This window comes from Delftia acidovorans SPH-1 (assembly GCF_000018665.1).
Taxonomy (GTDB): domain Bacteria; phylum Pseudomonadota; class Gammaproteobacteria; order Burkholderiales; family Burkholderiaceae_C; genus Comamonas; species Comamonas acidovorans.
Genome location: NC_010002.1, coordinates 1 through 18,127, shown reverse-complemented (window position 1 = coordinate 18,127; position 18,127 = coordinate 1). Strand labels below are relative to the sequence as shown.

General features: G+C 65.1%; 16 protein-coding genes. 5 read left to right on the top strand and 11 right to left on the bottom strand.

Annotated elements, in window-relative coordinates:
- The first annotated feature begins 128 nt into the window (after positions 1–128).
- Together DACI_RS00080 and DACI_RS00075 are read left to right on the top strand one after the other, a co-directional pair.
- Complete coding sequence (locus tag DACI_RS00080) at positions 129–833, top strand: response regulator transcription factor (RefSeq protein ID WP_017407046.1); 705 nt, start codon at positions 129–131, stop codon at positions 831–833.
- Positions 834–837: 4 nt separating this feature from the next.
- Positions 838–2,244 (top strand): sensor histidine kinase, encoded by a 1,407-nt coding sequence (locus tag DACI_RS00075; protein ID WP_012201955.1) that lies wholly within the window; start codon positions 838–840, stop codon positions 2,242–2,244.
- A gap of 170 nt (positions 2,245–2,414) precedes the next feature.
- Here the strand turns inward: DACI_RS00075 and DACI_RS00070 are convergent, their stop codons facing one another.
- The 3 genes from DACI_RS00070 to DACI_RS00060 all read right to left on the bottom strand — a co-directional run bounded on the left by DACI_RS00070 (position 2,415) and on the right by DACI_RS00060 (position 4,391).
- Positions 2,415–2,813 (bottom strand): YkgJ family cysteine cluster protein, encoded by a 399-nt coding sequence (locus DACI_RS00070; protein ID WP_043780135.1) that lies wholly within the window; start codon positions 2,811–2,813, stop codon positions 2,415–2,417.
- Positions 2,814–2,943: 130 nt separating this feature from the next.
- On the bottom strand, positions 2,944–3,408 hold the full coding sequence (locus DACI_RS00065; protein ID WP_012201953.1) for a MaoC family dehydratase: 465 nt from the start codon (positions 3,406–3,408) through the stop codon (positions 2,944–2,946).
- 11 nt (positions 3,409–3,419) lie between these two features.
- Positions 3,420–4,391, bottom strand: a complete 972-nt coding sequence (locus DACI_RS00060) for a tripartite tricarboxylate transporter substrate binding protein (RefSeq protein ID WP_012201952.1) — start codon at positions 4,389–4,391, stop codon at positions 3,420–3,422.
- A gap of 126 nt (positions 4,392–4,517) precedes the next feature.
- On the opposite strand from DACI_RS00060, the gene DACI_RS00055 reads away from it, so the two are divergent.
- Complete coding sequence (locus DACI_RS00055) at positions 4,518–5,438, top strand: LysR family transcriptional regulator (RefSeq protein WP_012201951.1); 921 nt, start codon at positions 4,518–4,520, stop codon at positions 5,436–5,438.
- A gap of 94 nt (positions 5,439–5,532) precedes the next feature.
- The gene (locus tag DACI_RS00050; RefSeq protein ID WP_012201950.1) at positions 5,533–6,696 is read left to right on the top strand and encodes a CaiB/BaiF CoA transferase family protein; all 1,164 of its coding nucleotides are present in this window, start codon (positions 5,533–5,535) and stop codon (positions 6,694–6,696) included.
- 119 nt (positions 6,697–6,815) lie between these two features.
- Here the strand turns inward: DACI_RS00050 and DACI_RS00045 are convergent, their stop codons facing one another.
- From DACI_RS00045 to DACI_RS00025, 5 genes are read right to left on the bottom strand one after another with little or no spacing between them, the layout of a single operon-like run.
- A complete protein-coding gene (locus DACI_RS00045; protein WP_012201949.1) occupies positions 6,816–7,793 on the bottom strand; it encodes a 5-oxoprolinase subunit C family protein in 978 nt (325 codons plus the stop codon).
- On the bottom strand, positions 7,783–8,694 hold the full coding sequence (locus DACI_RS00040) for a 5-oxoprolinase subunit B family protein (RefSeq protein ID WP_012201948.1): 912 nt from the start codon (positions 8,692–8,694) through the stop codon (positions 7,783–7,785). The genes DACI_RS00045 and DACI_RS00040 overlap by 11 nt, the downstream gene beginning before the upstream one ends.
- The gene (locus tag DACI_RS00035) at positions 8,691–10,088 is read right to left on the bottom strand and encodes an acetyl-CoA carboxylase biotin carboxylase subunit (protein WP_012201947.1); all 1,398 of its coding nucleotides are present in this window, start codon (positions 10,086–10,088) and stop codon (positions 8,691–8,693) included. The genes DACI_RS00040 and DACI_RS00035 overlap by 4 nt, the downstream gene beginning before the upstream one ends.
- A 10-nt stretch (positions 10,089–10,098) precedes the next feature.
- Positions 10,099–10,347: an acetyl-CoA carboxylase gene (locus DACI_RS00030; protein WP_012201946.1), complete on the bottom strand. Its 249-nt coding sequence runs from the start codon at positions 10,345–10,347 to the stop codon at positions 10,099–10,101.
- 53 nt (positions 10,348–10,400) lie between these two features.
- Positions 10,401–11,189 carry a 5-oxoprolinase subunit PxpA gene (locus DACI_RS00025; RefSeq protein ID WP_043780123.1) on the bottom strand — a complete coding sequence of 263 codons (789 nt, stop codon included), beginning with the start codon at positions 11,187–11,189 and terminating at the stop codon, positions 10,401–10,403.
- Positions 11,190–11,428: 239 nt separating this feature from the next.
- Here DACI_RS00025 and DACI_RS00020 point away from each other — a divergent pair, with 239 nt between their 5' ends.
- A complete protein-coding gene (locus DACI_RS00020; RefSeq protein WP_012201944.1) occupies positions 11,429–12,358 on the top strand; it encodes a LysR family transcriptional regulator in 930 nt (309 codons plus the stop codon).
- Positions 12,359–12,683: 325 nt separating this feature from the next.
- Here DACI_RS00020 and gyrB read toward each other — a convergent pair whose 3' ends face one another.
- From gyrB to dnaA, 3 genes are all read right to left on the bottom strand, one after another.
- Positions 12,684–15,263 (bottom strand): DNA topoisomerase (ATP-hydrolyzing) subunit B, encoded by a 2,580-nt coding sequence (gene gyrB / locus DACI_RS00015; protein WP_012201943.1) that lies wholly within the window; start codon positions 15,261–15,263, stop codon positions 12,684–12,686.
- Positions 15,264–15,465: 202 nt separating this feature from the next.
- Entirely contained in the window at positions 15,466–16,584 is a 1,119-nt protein-coding gene (dnaN, locus tag DACI_RS00010; protein ID WP_012201942.1) for a DNA polymerase III subunit beta, read from the bottom strand.
- A gap of 121 nt (positions 16,585–16,705) precedes the next feature.
- Positions 16,706–18,112 (bottom strand): chromosomal replication initiator protein DnaA, encoded by a 1,407-nt coding sequence (gene dnaA / locus DACI_RS00005; RefSeq protein ID WP_012201941.1) that lies wholly within the window; start codon positions 18,110–18,112, stop codon positions 16,706–16,708.
- Positions 18,113–18,127 lie beyond the last annotated feature (15 nt).

Here is an 18,127-nt window from a genome sequence, read left to right as displayed (position 1 = left end):
CGATGCCGCGCAGCGCAGCCCAAGGCTGAAAAGAGGTGGTAAACATGCCGGCATCCCCACCGATCTCGGCGGAGTCTGGCGCGCCGTATAGTGTCTGCCTCAGTTTCGAGTCAGGCCCTGCCGCCCGCATGTACCGCTATCTCATCATCGAAGACGACGCGCTGAACGCGCGCTACATCGCCGAAGGCCTGCGCCAGCAGGGCGCGCAGGTGGCGGTGTGCAGCGATGGTGTGCAGGGCATCGCCATGGCCGTGGGCGAGAGCTGGGATGTGATCATCCTCGACCGCATGCTGCCCAACGGCTTCGACGGCCTGCAGATCCTGCAGACGCTGCGCTCCATGGGCAAGCAGACGCCGGTGCTGGTGCTCAGCGCCCTGTCGGCCACGGACGAGCGCGTGCGCGGCCTCAAGGCCGGCTGCGACGACTACCTGACCAAGCCCTTTGCCTTCTCCGAACTCTCGGCGCGCCTGGAGGCCCTGGTGCGCCGCGCCCAGATCCCGGCCCCTGCGCGCGAGATGCGCCTGGCCGACCTGCGGCTGAACCTGCTCACGCGCAGCGCCGAGCGCGCAGGCCAGCCGCTGGCGCTGCAGCCGCGCGAGTTCCGCCTGCTGGCCTTTCTGATGCAGCATGCGCACCAGATCGTCACGCGCACCATGCTGCTGGAGTCGGTGTGGGACTACCGGTTCGACCCGCAGACCAATGTCATCGACGTGCACATCAGCCGCCTGCGCGGCAAGGTGGACAAGGGCTTCGAGCCCGCGCTGATCCACACCGTGCGCGGCGTGGGCTACAGCCTGTCGGACCGCCCGCAGGACCTGCCGCAGGTGGCCTGACCCGATGTCGCTGGCCAAGCCCTGGAGCTCCACGGCCTTCCGGCTGGCGCTGACCTACGGCGTGCTGCTGGTGCTGACCATGTCCATCGTGCTGTCGGTGTTCTACGTGCAGACCGTGGGCGTGCTGCGCATGCGAACCGATCGCCAGGCCGAGAACCACATGCGCCGCCTGGTCGAGCACCGCGACAAGTACGGCGAGCCCGCGCTGGAGGCCGAGATCCAGCAGACCCTGCTGGACGGCGTCAACACCGATACGGAAATCCTCATCCTCATGGATGGCGAGGGCAACCCCATCATCGGCAATGCCGACGTGGTGCCGGCGCGCCGGCTCACCGAGATGGGCGTGCGCGACCTCAAAGTGCGGCGCAATGGCAAGATCATCGCCGGCCGCGTGGCCGTGGCCCAGCTGTCCGACGGCAAGCTGCTGGCCGTGGGCAGCGACATGCAGGTGCAAAGCGATGTGGAGGAGCTGTTCGGCCGCGCAAGCCTGCTGGCCGGCCTGGTGGCCCTGGGCATGGCCGTGCTGGGCGCCGGGGCCTTCCGGCGCGTGGTGGAAGAGCGTGCCGCCGACATCCGCAGCACCATGGCGCGCGTGGCCACGGGCGACCTGCGCCAGCGCATTCCGGTCACGCGCCGCGACGATGAGTTCACGCTGCTCAACCGCGACATCAACACCATGCTGGACCGGCTGGAGCTGTTGATGGACGGCATACGCCACGTCTCCAACACCATCGCCCACAACCTGCGCACGCCGCTGACGCGCATCCTGCTGCGCCTGCGCAATGCCCAGCAGGCCACGCCCGAGGAAAAGAACGAGACGCTGGCGCTGGTGGCCCAGGAAGTGGCCGAGCTGGGCGTGGTGTTCGACAAGCTGCTGCAGATCGCCGAAGTGGAAAGCGGCGCCAGCCGCAAGAACTTCGCGCCCGTGGACCTGCGCGCCCTGCTGGTCGACGTGGTGGAGTTCTACGAGCCCCTGGTCGAGGACGCGGGCGGCGTGCTGCGCCTGGATGTCGAGGGCATGCCCATGGCGCTGGGTGACGGCGACCTGCTGGCCAGTGCCGTGGCCAACCTCGTGGACAACGCCATCAAGTACGGATCATTGCCCGACAGCGACCACGGTGCCGACATGCAGCTGCGCGCGGGCGTGGCCCACGAGCACGGCATGGACGGCGGCGCCTGGGGCGTGGAAATCATCGTGCAGGACCGCGGCCCCGGCGTGGACGCGCAAACGCGCGAGAAGATGAGCACCCGCTTTTACCGCGCCGAATCGGACCGCGAAGGCTATGGCCTGGGCCTGGCCAGCGTGCTGGCCATCGTGCAGCTGCACGGCGGCAAGCTGGGCTTCGAGAACATGCATCCGGGCCTGCAGGCGCGCATCTGGCTGCCGGGGTTGCCTGGCAACTCCCCCTGAGCGGCTTACGCCGCTTCCCCCTCTCTACCCGCTTCGCGGGGGAGGGGGACGACACCCTCGGTGCGGGACGGCCCTTCCTCGGCGTCCCTGGCCTGGGTTGTGCCAGTTTCAAGCGCTTTTGGCTATTGCTGGAACTTGCAGGAGTTGAAAGTCTTGAGCAACAGCTGCTGTCAGCGGTCCTTGTGACCGTAGGCGCAAAAGCCGGGCTTGGGGCCCTTCTTGGGGTGCAGGCGACAGGTTTCGGGCCGCTTGTCGTATACCGTGCAGCGCCGCGACTGGGCATCCAGAAAATTGCAATCCCCGCTGGCGCGCCGCGCCATGGTGAAGATGTTGTGCTTGGGGTTGTAGTGGTCGATCAGCCGCATCTTCATCAACCGCTTGGCGATGAGCTTGGGCTCCACGTTGTCCACCTCGAACGGATCCACCAGCTCCAGTCGCACCAGATCGGGCAGCTGCACCTCCAGCGGCATGGTGCAGCAGTTGGCCGCACAGCTGTCGCACATGCCGGGCTTGTATTTGCTCCAGGAGTCGAGGCGGTCGACGTCGACGATGCTGATGGGGGATCTCATGGTGGGGGGATGGGCGTGTGCAGGGCCGCTATTTTTCGTCAGAAAGCCCGGCGGCGGTTGCCGCGCCGGCGTAGCCAAGCGAGGGGGCGGGTCTTTGGGGGACGCTGCCCCTGCATCCATCCCCTGGCCTTCAGGCCGGCCGCTTCCTCAACAGGTATTTCTGAAACCCGTCCGACACCCGCTCGTCGCGCTGGTTCAGCACCTCGGTGGCCAGGGTCAGTACGCCCGTGGTGTTGCCGGGCTTGAGCTCGGACACCGTCAGCGTGCAGTACAGCGTGTCGCCCACATAGACGGGGGCCAGGAAGCGGCTGCCCTGCTCCAGGAAGCCCTTGAGCGATTCCTCGACCATGTGCGGGAACAGGCCGGCGCCCGCCGCCGTCTGTATGGCCACCTGGTAGCCGTGGGCCAGCATATGGGGCATGCCGCGCGCGCGGCAGTACTCCACGTCGTAGTGCACGGGATGGTTGTCGCCGCTGGCCAGCTGGAAGGCGGCGAACAGGGCATCGGTCATGGTGCGCGATGGCAGGGCGAAGACCTCGCCCAGCGCGAAGTCTTCAAAATAGCGCTGGGCGCACAGGGATGGGTGGCGTGGCATGGCGACTCTCCTCAGTTCGCGCTCATGTGGGCGGCGCGGGCGACCTTGCCCCATTTGTCCAGCTCCTGCTTGAGGAAGGCGGCCAGCGCCTGGGGGCGGGGCTGCTTTTCCAGCACCAGGCCCATGTCGTAGGCCTTTTTCTGCAGCCCGGCATCGTCCACCGTGGCCTGCAGGCTGGACTGCAGGCGGGCAATCAGCGCTGGCGGCGTGCCTGCGGGGGCGAACACGGCGTTCCAGGTATAGGCCTCGTAGCCGGGCACCTGCTCGGCAATGGCAGGCGTGTCGGGTGTCTGCGGCAGGCGCTGGGCCATGGTGGTGGCCAGCAGGCGCACCGTGCCCGCCTTGACCTGGGCCAGGCCCGTGGGAGCGCTGTCCAGCATGAAGGCCAGGTGCCCGCCGATGAGGTCCTGTATGGCTGGCGCACTGCCCCGGTAGGGCACATGCTGGGCCCGGGTGCCCGCCATCAGGTTCAGCAGCTCCGCACCCAGGTGCGGAGCGCTGCCCACGCCCGCCGATGCATAGCTGACCTGGCCGGGCCGCGCCCGCAGATAGGCCAGGAAATCCGGCAGGCTTTGCACGGGCAGCCGCTTGTCGACCACCAGCACCAGCGGCGCCCTGGCGAGCAGTCCCACAGGCGCGAAGTCTTCCTCCGTGCGGTAGCCCAGCTTGTCGTGGATGTAGGGATTGACGGCATGCGCCACCGTGGTCAGCAGCAGGGTGTAGCCGTCAGGGGCTGCCTTGGCAACCGCCTCCGTGCCCACCAGGGTGCCGGCACCCGTGCGGTTCTCGATCACCACGGGCGTGCCCAGCTTCTGGCTCCAGACATCGGCCATGGCGCGGCCGAAGGTGTCGGTGGGGCCGCCTGCCGCATAGGGAATCACCAGCTTGATGGGGCGCGCAGGATAGTCCTGCGATGCGGCCGCGCCGGCGGCCAGAAGCAGGGCGGTGAGAAGGGTTTGGCGTCTTGCCGTCTTGAAGTCCATAATTTTCTCCGTTGTCTCCTGGCGCCGACTATAGAAATGCGCGGCCAATGCGGCCAGTCGAATCATTGATAGGGCGGTTAGAAACCGTCTAACACCAAGGAAATGCTCCCGGCGGGCATGCAACGGATGCGATATGAATTGACGGATCTCAGGGTTTTCCTTGCCATTGCCCAGGCCAAAAGCCTCAGCGCAGGCGCGGCCGAAATGCATTTGACGGCGCCATCGGCCAGCTACCGGCTCAAGAATCTGGAGCAGGCCATGGGTGCATCGCTGTTTGAAAGAACGTCCAAAGGCATGGTGCTGACCCCGGCGGGAATGACGGTCAAGAAATACGCCGATTCCATTTTCGGCAGCGTGGACCGCTTGCACGGAGAAATGCAAAGACACATCAACGGAATATCGGGCCATATCCGCGTCTTTGCCAACAGCAGCACGCTGACGGGAATCGCGCCCGTGCTCAGCCGCTATCTGGCCCATTATCCGAACGTCAATGTGGACCTGGAGGAGCGCCTGAGCGAAGACACGGTGCGCGCCGTGCTCGACGGCAATGCCGACGTGGGCCTGGTGGCCGGCCAGATCGATCTGCATGGCCTGCATGCCATCACCTATGGCCACGATGAACTGGTGTTTGTGGTGCCCGCTGGCCACCCCTTGGCCGCCAGCAGCAGGGTGCCGCTGGAAACCGCGCTGACCTACGACCTGGTCTCGATCGGCCGCAAGACCAGCAACTTCCTCTACCTCCAAGGCATGGCCTCCAGGCTGGGCATGAATCCCAGGGTACGTGTGCACGCACCAACATTCGAGGCCGTGCTGCAGTGCGTGCAGGAAGGCGTGGGCATTGCGCTGGTGCCACGCTCCATTGCCCGGCCGGCGCTGCAGGCGCACAGGCTGGCCGCCGTGGGCCTGGACGAGGCCTGGGCGCAGCGCGAGCAGAAGGTGGTCACGCGCGAACCCGAAACCCTGCCCGCCTATGCCCGCGATTTCGTGGCCTATGTGGCGGCCCAGCCTTTGCCCGAGGAAGGCGCCGTGCAGGAATCCCTGCCTTAGAAGATTTGAAATTCTGCTTAGAAAATGCCGACTGGCTGGGTGATGGTCGCACTTCTAGAATGCGGCGAATCGAATATTCGCCTCGTTCAAGAAAATGCAGACACGCCCATTGGATGGTTTGACGGTATTGGCCATGGAACACGCCGTGGCAGGGCCTTTTGCCAGCCGGCAGCTGGCGGACCTGGGTGCCAGGGTCATCAAGCTGGAGCGATTACCCGATGGGGATTTTGCACGGGGCTATGACGACAAGGTCCATGGTGAATCATCCTTTTTTGTCTGGGCCAATCGGGGAAAGCAAAGCCTGGCCGCAGATATCAAGACCGCCGAAGGGCAGCATATCGTCGGGAAAATACTGGAAAACGCCGATATCCTGATCCAGAACCTGGCCCCGGGTGCCATGCAGAGAATGGGCATGGATTTCGACAGCCTGCATGAGAAATATCCGCGTCTCATCGTCTGCGATATATCGGGCTATGGCGAAGGCGGCCCGCTCAGCGACAAAAAGGCCTACGACCTGCTGATCCAGGCGGTAGCCGGCCTGATCTCGGTCACGGGCACGCCCGACCAGCCCGCACGCGTGGGCATTTCCATCGCCGACATCGCGGCCGCCATGTATGCCTACTCGGGCATCCTGTCTGCGCTGTTGCAGCGCGCCCGCACAGGCCGGGGCCTGCGCGTGGAGGTTTCCATGCTGGAGGCGCTGGCCGAATGGATGTCCTACCCGCTGAACTTCGCCCACTACGGCGGCACGGCGCCTGCGCGCAGCGGGCTGACCCATCCTTCCATCGCGCCCTATGGCCAGTACACGGCCGGTGACGGCCAGAGCCTGATCTTCGGCCTGCAGAACGACCGCGAATGGCACAGCTTCTGCATCCATGTGCTGCAGCAGCCTGCGCTGGCGCAGGACGCGCGCTTTGCCACCAACCTGCAGCGCGTGGCGCACCGCGCGGAACTCGATGCGGTGATCGCATCCGTGCTGGCCCACCTGAGCCGCGAACAGGCCATGCAGCGCCTGGATGCAGGCGGCATCGCCAACGCGCCGCTCAACGACATGCACGCGGTCTGGAACCATCCGCAATTGCAGGCGCGCCAACGCTGGCGCGAAGTCGCCACGCCCGCCGGCAACATCCAGGCCCTGCTGCCCCCGGCCACGCTATCGGATGCCGAAGCCGCCATGGGCGCCGTGCCCGCGCTGGGCGAGCATACGCAGGCGCTGTGGGATGAGTTTGGCGGGCAGGCTCGAGGCTGGCTAGAGTGATGCCCGATGGGTCCAGGCGGGCGATGGTGGTTGAACTACGGCACCCATTCCAGAGTGGCGAACTCGACCGCTTCCTTGGTTGTCATCGGCTCTCTTGAGAGGGACGAAGAGGGCCGCGCTCAGGCCGAGAGCGCTGCGCGCAAGCGCTCGATTCTTCGCCGCCGCTCGGCGCGTGCTTCGAGTGCCTGCGCCATATCGACTTCGACAAAGCGTGCCTTGTGGTTTGGCTGCATCTGGGCGATGAGATCCATGTCGGCGCTGATGACGGTGCCCACCATCGCGTAGCCGCCGCCCGAGACCGCATCACGGTGCAGGATGATCGGTTCGCGTCCGCCCGGCACCTGGATGGAACCGTATGGGTAGCCCGCATCGACGATGTTCGACGGGTCGTCACCCGCGCCGAATGGCGGCGTGCGCTCGTGGAACTTCAGCGGCGTGCCGTTCTTGTAGCGGTAGCCGATGCGGTCGGCCTCGGAACCGACGGTCCAGGTGTCGGCAAAGAAGCTTTGCACCGACACCTCCTGCAGTCGGTGGAAGTAGATGCCCGGCAGCACACGCAGGACCACTTCCTTGTCGAGCACCGGCAGCAATGCGGCCTGCACCGTGCGACCCGCGCGGGCGGTGGCGGACGGTACTCCCACGGGCAGTCTGTCGCCGGCCAGCAGCTTGCGTCCGTTGAAGCCGCCGAATGCGCCCAAGCTGTAGGTCGAGCGGCTGCCCAGCACCACCGGCACGTCGATGCCGCCGGCCACGGCGATGCACATGCGCGCGCCGAGCTTCATGAAGTCGAAGCCGAGCCTGTCGCCGGCCTGCACCGCGAATGCAGTATTGCGTGGCACCTCATTGACGTTGAGCTTGATCTTCGCGTCGGCGCCGGTCACGGCCACCAGCGCGGGCGCGTCGAACTGCAGCTCGGGCCCGAGCAGCGTGCTTTCGATGACGGCCGCACCTTCGTCGTTGCCGACCAGCAGGTTTGCGAGCACCAGGCTTTGCTGGTCGAGCGCACCCGACAGCGGAATGCCCAGGTGGTAGTAGCCGGGGCGGCCGGCGTCCTGCACGCTGGTCGCGAGGCCGGGCTTGAGCACTTCAATCGCCATGGAGCACTTTCAGGAGCTGTTGGTTGTAGCCGCCCGGGTCGGCCAGGAAATCGTTGAGCGAGAACGACACTGGCGCGATGCGCAGCGCGTAGGTGCCGGCCTCGACCTGCGCGATCTGGCGGTCGTACTCGGCGCGGTCAATGGGCTTGTACTTGACGATGTCGCCGGGCTGGAAGAACACCATCAGCTCCTTCAGGTAGGACAGCCGTTGCGCCGGGTCGAAGATGGGCGCGGGCGTGACACCGAACATCTGGTAGCCGCCCGCACCACGCACCGAGTAGATGCAGCTGAAGCAACCGCCGTGGCCCAGCGTGAGCCTGGGCGTGTCGGTGCGCGGGCTCAGGTATTTGGGCACCTGGATCTGGCGCTGGCGCTCGACCATCTGGAACAGAAAGGGCAGGCCGGCCACGAAGCCGACCATCGACACGAACCAGGGCGCCGACGAGTGCGCCTCGATGAAGGCCTCGACCGAGACGTGGCCGTTGATGCGCGCCGCGTACTCGATGTCGGTGCCCGACGGGTCCTGGTGCCGCTCGCGAAAGCGCATCAGCGTCTCGTGCGTCCACGGGTCGTTGTAGAGCACGGGAATCTCGACGATGCGCGTCTGCATCTGCAGGTCGGCATCGCCCAGGCCCGCTTCGATGTCTTTGAGCGTGGCGAGCAGTGCGTCGGGCGCGATCGCATCGGGATCGAAGCGCACGAGGTAGGCGGCGTTGGCCGGACAGATCTCGGTCACGCCCGTGATCTCGCCCGCCTGTGCGCGGCGGCGCAGCTCATTGCAGATGGCCATGCCCTTGAAGAACGCGGGCAGCGACATCTCTTCGCTGATCTCGACGAACAGGTGCTCGTCGCCGCCGAAGCTGTAGCGGGCCTGGGTGGGGAGGGTGCTGGCAGCGGTCATGCGGTCACCTCCGCAAGTGGGGCGGGTGCGTCGGCCAGCGGATTCAACGCCAGCCAGGTTTCGAGAAAGCCCGTGTGGAATGCGGCCTGCGCCACGCCCGCGTCCTCGCACAGTGCGCGGTGCAGCGGGATCGTGGTGTGGATGCCTTCGACCTGCAGCTCGTCGAGCGCGCGCCGCATGCGGGCCAGTGCACCGGCGCGATCGGTGTCGTGCACGATCAGCTTGCCCAGCAGCGAGTCGTAGTACGCCGGCACGGTGCAGCCGGGGAACAGCATGGTGTCGAAGCGCACGCCGGGGCCGCCCGGCACCACGAGCTGCGACACGAGGCCCGGGCTGGGCATGAAGTTCTTCGCGGCGTTCTCGGCGTTGATGCGCACTTCGATGGCCGCGCCGGTCAGCCGGATGTCTTCCTGCTGCAGGCGCAGCGGCTGGCCCAGCGCGATGCGCAGCATCTCCTTCACGAGGTCGATGCCGGTGATCATCTCGGTGACGGGGTGCTCGACCTGGATGCGCGTGTTCATCTCGATGAAGAAGAACTCGCGCGTGTCGTCGTCGTACAGGTATTCGAGCGTGCCCGCGCCGCGGTAGGCCACGGCATGGGCCAGCCGCAGCGCCGATTCGCACAGCGCCGCGCGCGTGGCCTCGCTGATGGCGGCCGAGGGCGCTTCTTCCCACACTTTCTGGCGGCGTCGCTGCAGCGAGCATTCGCGCTCGAAGCAGTGAACCACGCGCTGGCCGTCGCCCAGGATCTGCACCTCGATGTGGCGCGCCTGGCGGATGAAGCGTTCGAGGTACACCTCGCCGTTGCCGAAAGCGGCCTGCGCCTCCGCCGTGGCGGTGGCGAACTGCTGGCGCAGCTCGGCTTCGTCGTGCGCCACGCGAATGCCGCGCCCGCCCCCGCCGGCCGAGGCCTTGATCATGATGGGGTAGCCGATGTCCTTTGCCACCGCAACGGCGGTGTCGGCATCTGTCACTGCCCCCACGCTGCCGGGCACGGTGGGCACGCCGGCCTTCATGGCCGCGGCGCGCGCGGCGGCCTTGTCGCCCATGGTGCGGATCGCGTGCGGTGTCGGGCCGACGAACACCAGACCCGCGCCCTCGATGCGCTCGGCGAACGCGGCGTTCTCCGACAGGAAACCGTAGCCCGGATGCACGGCGCCGGCGCCGCTGTCGGCTGCCGCTTCAAGAATGGCGTCTACGCTCAGATAGCTCCTGGTGGCATGCGCCGGGCCAATGCGCACGGCTTCGTCGGCCATGCGCACCGCGAGGCTTTGCGCGTCAGCGTCGCTGTAGACGGCGACGGTCTTGAGGCCCAGTTCCTTCGCGGCGCGGATGATGCGCACCGCGATCTCGCCGCGGTTGGCGATGAGCAGCTTGTCGAATGCGGCGGTCATGGTCCGGGCCTCACGCCGTTTCGATGACGGCCAGCGCTTGGCCAGGATCGACGGGTTCGCCGTTCTCCACGGCAAAGCCCCGCAGCCGTCCTGCCACGTCGGCCGTGACTTCGCTGAACTGCTTCATCACCTCGACCAGGCCGATCACATCGCCCACGGCCACGGTGTCGCCTTCGGCCTTGAATGGCGGCGCGTCAGGCGCCGAACGGCGGTAGAAGGTGCCCGGCAGCGGGCTCAGGACTTCATGGGTAGCGGGCATCGATGCACTCCTGGAAAGCGGGAACAGGAACGAAAGCGGGAAGAACGGAAAACTCAAGGCTGCGCCGGCGCAGCCGCACCGGCAAAACCTGCAACTTCGATGCCGTGCTTGGCCAGTGCTCGGCGCGTGGCCTGCACGAGCGCCAGCGCGCCGGGCGTGTCGCTGTGGATGCAGACCGAGTCGAAGCCGATCGCCAGGTCCTGGCCTTCGACCGTGCGCACCACGCCTTCGGTACAGGCGCGCAGCACCTTGGCGGCCACGGCCTCGGGGTCGAGCGCGCCGACGCGGCGGGTGAAGACGATGGAGCCGCTCAGGTCGTAGTCGCGGTCGGCATAGAACTCGCGCGCCACGGGCTGGCCCAATTCGCACGCCACCTGGAAGGTGACGGACGATTCCATGCAGAACAGGCGCAGCGTCGGTTCGATCTGCTGCAGGGCCGTGACGAGTGCGCGCGACAGCGCCTCGTCGCGCGCCGCATGCATGTAGAGCGCGCCGTGCGGCTTGATGTGCTGCAGCGTCATGCCGGCCAGCCGCGCGAATTCGCGCAGCGCGCCGAGCTGGTAGACCATGTCGTTCACCAGCTCGTCGGCCGGTGCATTGATATGGCGGCGCCCGAAGCCCACGAGGTCGCGAAAGCCCGGGTGCGCGCCGATGCCCACGCCGTTTTCCCGGGCCAACAACACCGTCTTGCGCATGATGTTCGGATCACCCGCATGAAAGCCTGTGGCGATATTGGCCGAGCTGATCAACGGCATCAATTCCTGGTCCACACCATCGCCGATGGCCCATGGACCGAAGCTTTCGCCCATGTCGGAGTTCAGATCAATCAGCGTCTTCTTCACGTTTTTGCCTTGTGTTGTTGGCACGGCCAGATGGCAGCAATGCGGGACAAGGTGAAGATTAGTGAGCTGAAAATCGGCTGAAAAGCATTATTTACAGGCGATGCGATATCTGAAAAACAGATACTCCGACTGCCTGCAATGAACGCTACCCTGCAGATCAGTGAATACTCGGTATCGGATTTGCGCGCGCTGGCATGTAATTTTTGAGAGATAAGTAAATACCCCAGGAAGGCCGCACCATGTCTCTGACCCTTCGCCAGCTCAAGTACTTCACGGCGGTGGCCGAAGTGGGGCGCATCTCACATGCGGCACTGCAACTCAACATCTCGCAATCGGCGGTGACCACGGCAGTCCGGGAGCTGGAGGAAATGCTGGGGCAGCAGCTGTTTGAGCGACAGCCTCATGGCGTGGAGCTGACCCGGGCCGGACGGCGGTTTCTGAGCCATGCCTATGCCGTGCTCTCGGCTGCAGACGAGGCGATCCGCATGCCGCATGAGGGAGTGAATGTCGAGGGGACGCTGACCATTGCCGCCACCTACACGGTGCTCGGCTACTTCTTGCCCCATCACCTTCAGCGTTTCGAGCAATTGCATCCGCAGATCAAGGTCAAGGTGCACGAGGTAGTGCGTGAAGCCATTGAGGAGGGGCTGATCACGCAGCAATACGACATGGGAGTACTGCTCACCTCCAATGTGGTGCTGCGCGAGCTGTCGCTCGAGACATTCTTTGGCTCGCAACGCCGACTGTGGGTGCCGGCCAAGCATGCGCTGCTCGAAAAGGCGGAAGTCACGCTGGCCGATGTGGCTGCCGAGCCCTACATCCTGCTCACCGTGGACGAGGCTGCGGGCACTGCAATGAAATATTGGAGCAAGACGCCGTACCAACCTCAGATCAGGCTGCGCACGAGCTCTGTAGAAGCAGTGCGCAGCACCGTGGCGAATGGCCTTGGCGTGACCGTTCTCTCGGATATGGTTTATCGACCTTGGTCGCTGGAGGGAAAGCGCATTGAAACCATCAGTCTGCGCGACGCCGTGCCAACGATGAACATCGGGCTTGGGTGGAAGCAAGGCATCGAATTTTCCCCAGCGATGACGGCGTTTCGCGATTACTTTCGGCAGTTGTTTCTCGAGCCGGTCGTGCATCAAGGCAGAAGAAGGCCCGGCGGTTGATGTCGTTGGTTGGACATGCCCGTTTCTGCATTCAGCAAAACGGCTTGCTCCGAATTTCTCGCGCATGCGAATGCATCAATTGAGGCATCACTTCATGGCCCGGGTGAAGAATGCCGCCGATTCTCGGATCGATCGACATTCTCTTTCAGCCTTTGTTTTGCACGCTTGATCTGGCGATGCGCTGGTGCCCGGGTATCAGGGGGCATGCTGATCCCGGGCTTTGCGTTGCTGTTGGCGCCATGCTGTGCAATCCAATGCCGCACTGCAGGGTCAACAGCTCGATGGCGACGTCGAAGGTTCTACGAGATGGATGAAACCTGCGCCATCACACGTCGATATTGCCCGCCCGCAGCGCATTCGTCTCGATGAATTCCCGGCGTGGCTCCACTTCATCGCCCATGAGCATGGTGAACACGCGGTCGGCCTCGATGGCGTCGCCGATCTGCACCTGCAGCAGGCTGCGGACGGTGGGGTCCATTGTGGTTTCCCACAGCTGCTCGGGGTTCATTTCGCCCAGGCCCTTGTAGCGCTGGCGGGCCGTGGTGCGTTCGGCCTCGTGCAGCAGCCATTGCATGGCCTGGCGGAAGTCGCCGGCCTTGTCGCTCTTGGCCTTTTCGCCTTCGCCACGCGTGACCTTGGCGCCTTCGCCCAGCAGGCCGTTGAAGTTCTGGGCTTCGTCGGCCAGCGCGGCGTAGTCGTGGCTGCGCACGAACTCCTGGGTGAGGATGGAGCTCTTGATGTTGCCGTGGTGGTGGCGGCTGATGCGCAGCACGGGCTTTTCGGAGACTGGATCGATTTCGGCCGTGACCTCGGCGGGCACGCCCGTGGTGGTCAACTCGCGCAGCTTGGCCTCCAGGATGGGGGCACAGGCCTGTGCCGCCTCGATGCTGTCCAGCGTGATCTGCACGCCGTCGGCGATGGCGCGCAGGGCCTCGGCATCCATGAAGTTGGACAGACGGTCGATGACGGTCTCGGCAGCCAGGTGCATGTTGGCCAGCTTGGCCAGTTCCTCGCCGTCCAGCGTGCGCGGGTTGGCACCGCCGGTGCTGACGCTGGCGTTCATCAGCGCGATGCGCAGCAGGTACTGGTTGAGCGCGGGGCCGTCCTTGATGTACAGCTCTTCCTTGCCGTTCTTGACCTTGTACAGCGGCGGCTGGGCGATGTAGATGTGGCCGCGCTCGACCAGGTCCGGCATCTGGCGGTAGAAGAAGGTCAGCAGCAGGGTGCGGATGTGGGCGCCGTCCACGTCCGCGTCGGTCATGATGATGATGCGGTGGTAGCGCAGCTTGTTGGGGTCGAAGTCGTCGCTGCCGCTCTTGCCCGATTCGGCCGTGGCCTTGCCGATGCCGGTGCCCAGGGCCGTGATCAGGGTGACGATTTCGTTGCTGGTCAGCAGCTTTTCGTAGCGGGCCTTTTCCACGTTCAGGATCTTGCCGCGCAGCGGCAGGATGGCCTGGAACTTGCGGTCGCGCCCTTGCTTGGCGGAGCCGCCGGCGGAGTCACCCTCGACGATGTAGATCTCGCACAGCGCCGGGTCTTTTTCCTGGCAGTCGGCCAGCTTGCCGGGCAGGCCCATGCCGTCGAGCACGCCCTTGCGGCGCGTCATCTCGCGGGCCTTGCGCGCGGCCTCGCGGGCACGCGCGGCATCGACGATCTTGCTGCACAGGATCTTGGCGTCGTTGGGCTTTTCTTCCAGGTAGTCGGTCAGCGCCTTGGCGACGATGTCCTCCACGGGCGCGCGCACTTCGCTGGAGACCAGCTTGTCCTTGGTCTGGCTGCTGAACTTGGGTTCGGGCACCTTGACGGACAGCACGCAGCACAGGCCTTCGCGCATGTCGTCGCCGCTGACCTCGACCTTGGCCTTCTTGGCCAGTTCGTTCTGCTCGATGTACTTGCCGATCACGCGCGTCATGGCGGCGCGCAGGCCCGTCAGGTGGGTGCCGCCGTCGCGTTGCGGGATGTTGTTGGTGAAGCACAGCACCTGCTCGGCATAGCTGTCGTTCCACTGCATGGCGACTTCGACGCCGATCTCGGTGCCGGGGATGCCGCCGTAGCTTTCCGCAGGACGCGTGCCGTTGGCGTGGAAGGCCGTGGGATGCAGCACCTTCTTGTTGGCGTTGATGAACTGCACGAATCCCATGACGCCGCCGGCGCCGGAGAAGTCGTCTTCGCGGCCGTCGCGCTCGTCCTTGAGGCGGATGCGCACGCCGTTGTTCAGGAAGGACAGTTCGCGCAGGCGCTTGGCCAGGATCTCGTAGCGGAACTCATGGTTCTGCGTGAAGATTTCCGTGTCGGGCAGGAAGTGGACCTTGGTGCCGCGCTTGTCGCTCTTGCCGACCACGCGCATGGGCGAGACCTCGACGCCGTCCACGATCTCGATCGGGCGGTTCTGCACGTGGCCGCGCGAGAAGTCGATTTCGTAGACCTCGCCATCGCGGCGCACGTTGAGCTTGAGCCAGATGGACAGCGCGTTCACGCAGGACACGCCCACGCCGTGCAGGCCGCCCGAGACCTTGTAGCTGTTCTGGTTGAACTTGCCGCCCGCGTGCAGTTCGGTGAGGGCGATCTCGGCCGCCGAGCGCTTGGGCTCGTGCTTGTCGTCCATCTTCACGCGCGTGGGGATGCCGCGGCCGTTGTCGATGACGGACAGGGAGCCATCGGCATGGATGGTGACCAGGATGTCGTCGCAGTAGCCGGCCAGGGCTTCGTCGATGGAGTTGTCCACCACTTCGAAGACCAGGTGGTGCAGGCCCGTGCCATCGGAGGTATCGCCGATGTACATGCCGGGGCGCTTGCGCACGGCCTCCAGGCCTTCGAGGATCTGGATCGCGCCTTCGCCATAGCCGCTGGAGTCTGAGCCTTCGGGGGCAATGGTCTGGTTTTCTGGCTTGTTCTCGTCGGTCATGGAAGGCCCTGGGGTAGTTCCGTCGGAAGCTGTCGCTTCGCTTGAAAATGTTCGATTCGGCCGCTGGCGCGGTGCGTAGGGACGCGCGCTGCGGGCTACGAGTCGGGTAGGGTGGTTGCGCGCCTTGCACCGGCTTGTGCCACCGGGCGGCGGGTGCAGGGGCTGCGCAATGTGTCAGGCATCGGTGTCGTGTGGCGCGCGGTCAGATGCGCATGGGCATCACGACGTACTTGAAGCTGTCGTTCTCGGGGATGGTCAGCAGGGCCGAGCTGTTGCCGTCCTGCAGGTCGATCCTGATCATGTCCTGGCTCATGTTGGACAGGGCGTCGATCAGGTAGGTGACGTTGAAGCCGATCTCGATGGTGTCGCCACCGTAGTCGATGTCCAGCTCGTCCATGGCCTCTTCCTGCTCGGCGTTGTTGGACGCCACGCGCAAGGTGCCGGGCTCCACCGTCAGGCGCACGCCCTTGAACTTGTCGCTGGTCATGATGGCCGTGCGCTGCAGGCTTGCCAGCAGCGGGGCGCGGCCCAGGGTCACGCTGTTGGTATGGTTGCGCGGGATGACACGGTTGTAGTCGGGGAACTTGCCCTCGACCAGCTTGGTCACGAACTCCATGCCGCCGAAGGTGAACTTGGCCTGGTTGTTGGCGAACTGCATCTCGATGTGGGGCTGGTTCTCGCCACCGGCATCCGACAGCAGGCGCTGCAGCTCCAGCACGGTCTTGCGCGGCAGGATCACTTCCTGCTTGGGCACTTCCACGTCCAGCTGGCTGCTTGCGAACGCCAGGCGGTGGCCGTCGGTGGCCACCAGGGACAGCTGCTTGCCCTCGGCCACGAACAGGATGCCGTTGAGGTAGTAGCGGATGTCCTGCACGGCCATGGCGAAGGAGACCTGGCCCAGCAGGTCCTTGAGCACCTTCTGCGGCACGCTGAACGAAGGGCCGAAGGCCGCAGCCTCCTGAACCAGCGGGAAGTCCTCGGCCGGCAGGGTCTGCAGCGTGAAGCGGCTCTTGCCGCCCTTGAGCACCATCTTGGCCTGCTGGGTCTCCAGGCTCACGGTCTGGTCGCCGGGCATGGTCTTGAGGATGTCGATCAGCTTGCGCGCGCCCACGGTGGTGGTGAAGTCGCCGGTGTCGCCGCCGAGCTCGGCGGTGGTGCGGATCTGGATTTCCAGGTCGCTGGTGGTCAGCTGCAATGCGTTGCCGGTCTTCTTGATCAGCACGTTGGCCAGGATGGGCAACGTGTGGCGGCGTTCGACGATGCCGGACACCGATTGCAGGACCGCGAGAACTTTGTCTTGTGTGGCTTTCAGGACGATCATGTCAACCTCTGATTTAAGGATGCGGGTCTCGGTAGGAGCGGCGGCTCACAAATGAGCCCCCTCTTGCCGCTCGAATCCCCCATTTTGCCGCGTACATACGACCAGAACGGGGGAGTTTTCATCAACCTTTGAGAGTTTGCTCCAGCACGTGCAGCTGCTGGTTCAGCTCGGTCAGTTGCTGGCGTTCGCCGGCGATCTTGCGCACCGCGTGCAGCACGGTGGTGTGGTCGCGCCCGCCGAACAGCTCGCCGATCTCGGGCAGGCTCTTCTGGGTCAATTCCTTGGCCAGGTACATGGCAATCTGGCGCGGCCGGGCGATGCTGGCCGGGCGCTTCTTGCTGTACATGTCGGCCACCTTGATCTTGTAGTAGTCGGCCACCGTCTTCTGGATGTTCTCCACACTGATCTGGCGGTTCTGGATGGACAGCAGATCACGCAGGGCCTCGCGGGCCAGCTGGATGGAGACTTCCTTCTGGTTGAAGCGCGAATAGGCCAGGATCTTGCGCAGCGCGCCTTCGAGCTCGCGCACGTTGGAGCGCACGTTCTTGGCCACGAAGAAGGCGACTTCCTCGGGCATCTCGGCGTTCTCGGCGCGGGCCTTGTTGATCAGGATGGCCACGCGCATCTCCAGCTCGGGCGGCTCGATGGCCACCGTCAGCCCGGAGTCGAAGCGCGATACCAGCCGCTCGTGGATGTTCGCCAGACCCTTGGGATAGGTGTCCGAGGTCATCACGATGTGGCTCTTCTTGGCCAGCAGCGCCTCGAAGGCGTTGAAGAACTCCTCCTGCGTGCGGTCCTTGTTGGCGAAGAACTGCACGTCGTCGATCAGCAGCAGATCCAGCGAGTGGTAACGCTCCTTGAATTCGTCAAAGGTGCGGCGCTGGTAGGCCTTGACCACATCCGAGACGAACTGCTCGGCATGGATGTAGAGAACTTTGGCGTCGGGCTTGTCGGCCAGCAGCTTGTTGCCCACGGCATGCACCAGGTGGGTCTTGCCCAGGCCCACGCCGCCGTAGATGAACAGCGGGTTGTACAGGTGTCCGGGCGAGCCCGCCACATGCATGGCGGCCGAGCGTGCCATGCGGTTGGCCGTACCTTCCACCAGGGTCTCGAAGGTCAGCGCGGCGTTCAGGCGCGTGCGAAAGACGGGCGCTGCCGCGTCTTCGCTGGTGACCGTGGGCACCGAGGTGACGATGGTTTCCGGTGGGGCCGAGCGCTCGCTGGAGGAGGGGCGGACGTAAGTCCGCACAACGCTTTCCCGCTGAGCAAGTGCCAACTCAAGCGTCACCGGCTGGCCATAGAGCGACTCCAGCATGGCCGAGATGCGGCCTGCATATTGGGCGCGGATCCAGTCGAGCTTGAAGCGGTTGGCCACGTAGACGGTGACTTTGGAGAAGTCTTCGGCGACGTGCGCGGTCAGGGGCTTGATCCAGGTGTTGAACTGCTGTTCGGGCATTTCCTGCCCCAGTTGCTCAACGCAGACTTGCCACAGGCCCTGGCCTGCATCGTTCGTAGGTTCCTCTGTCATTGTCGAAGTCTAGTT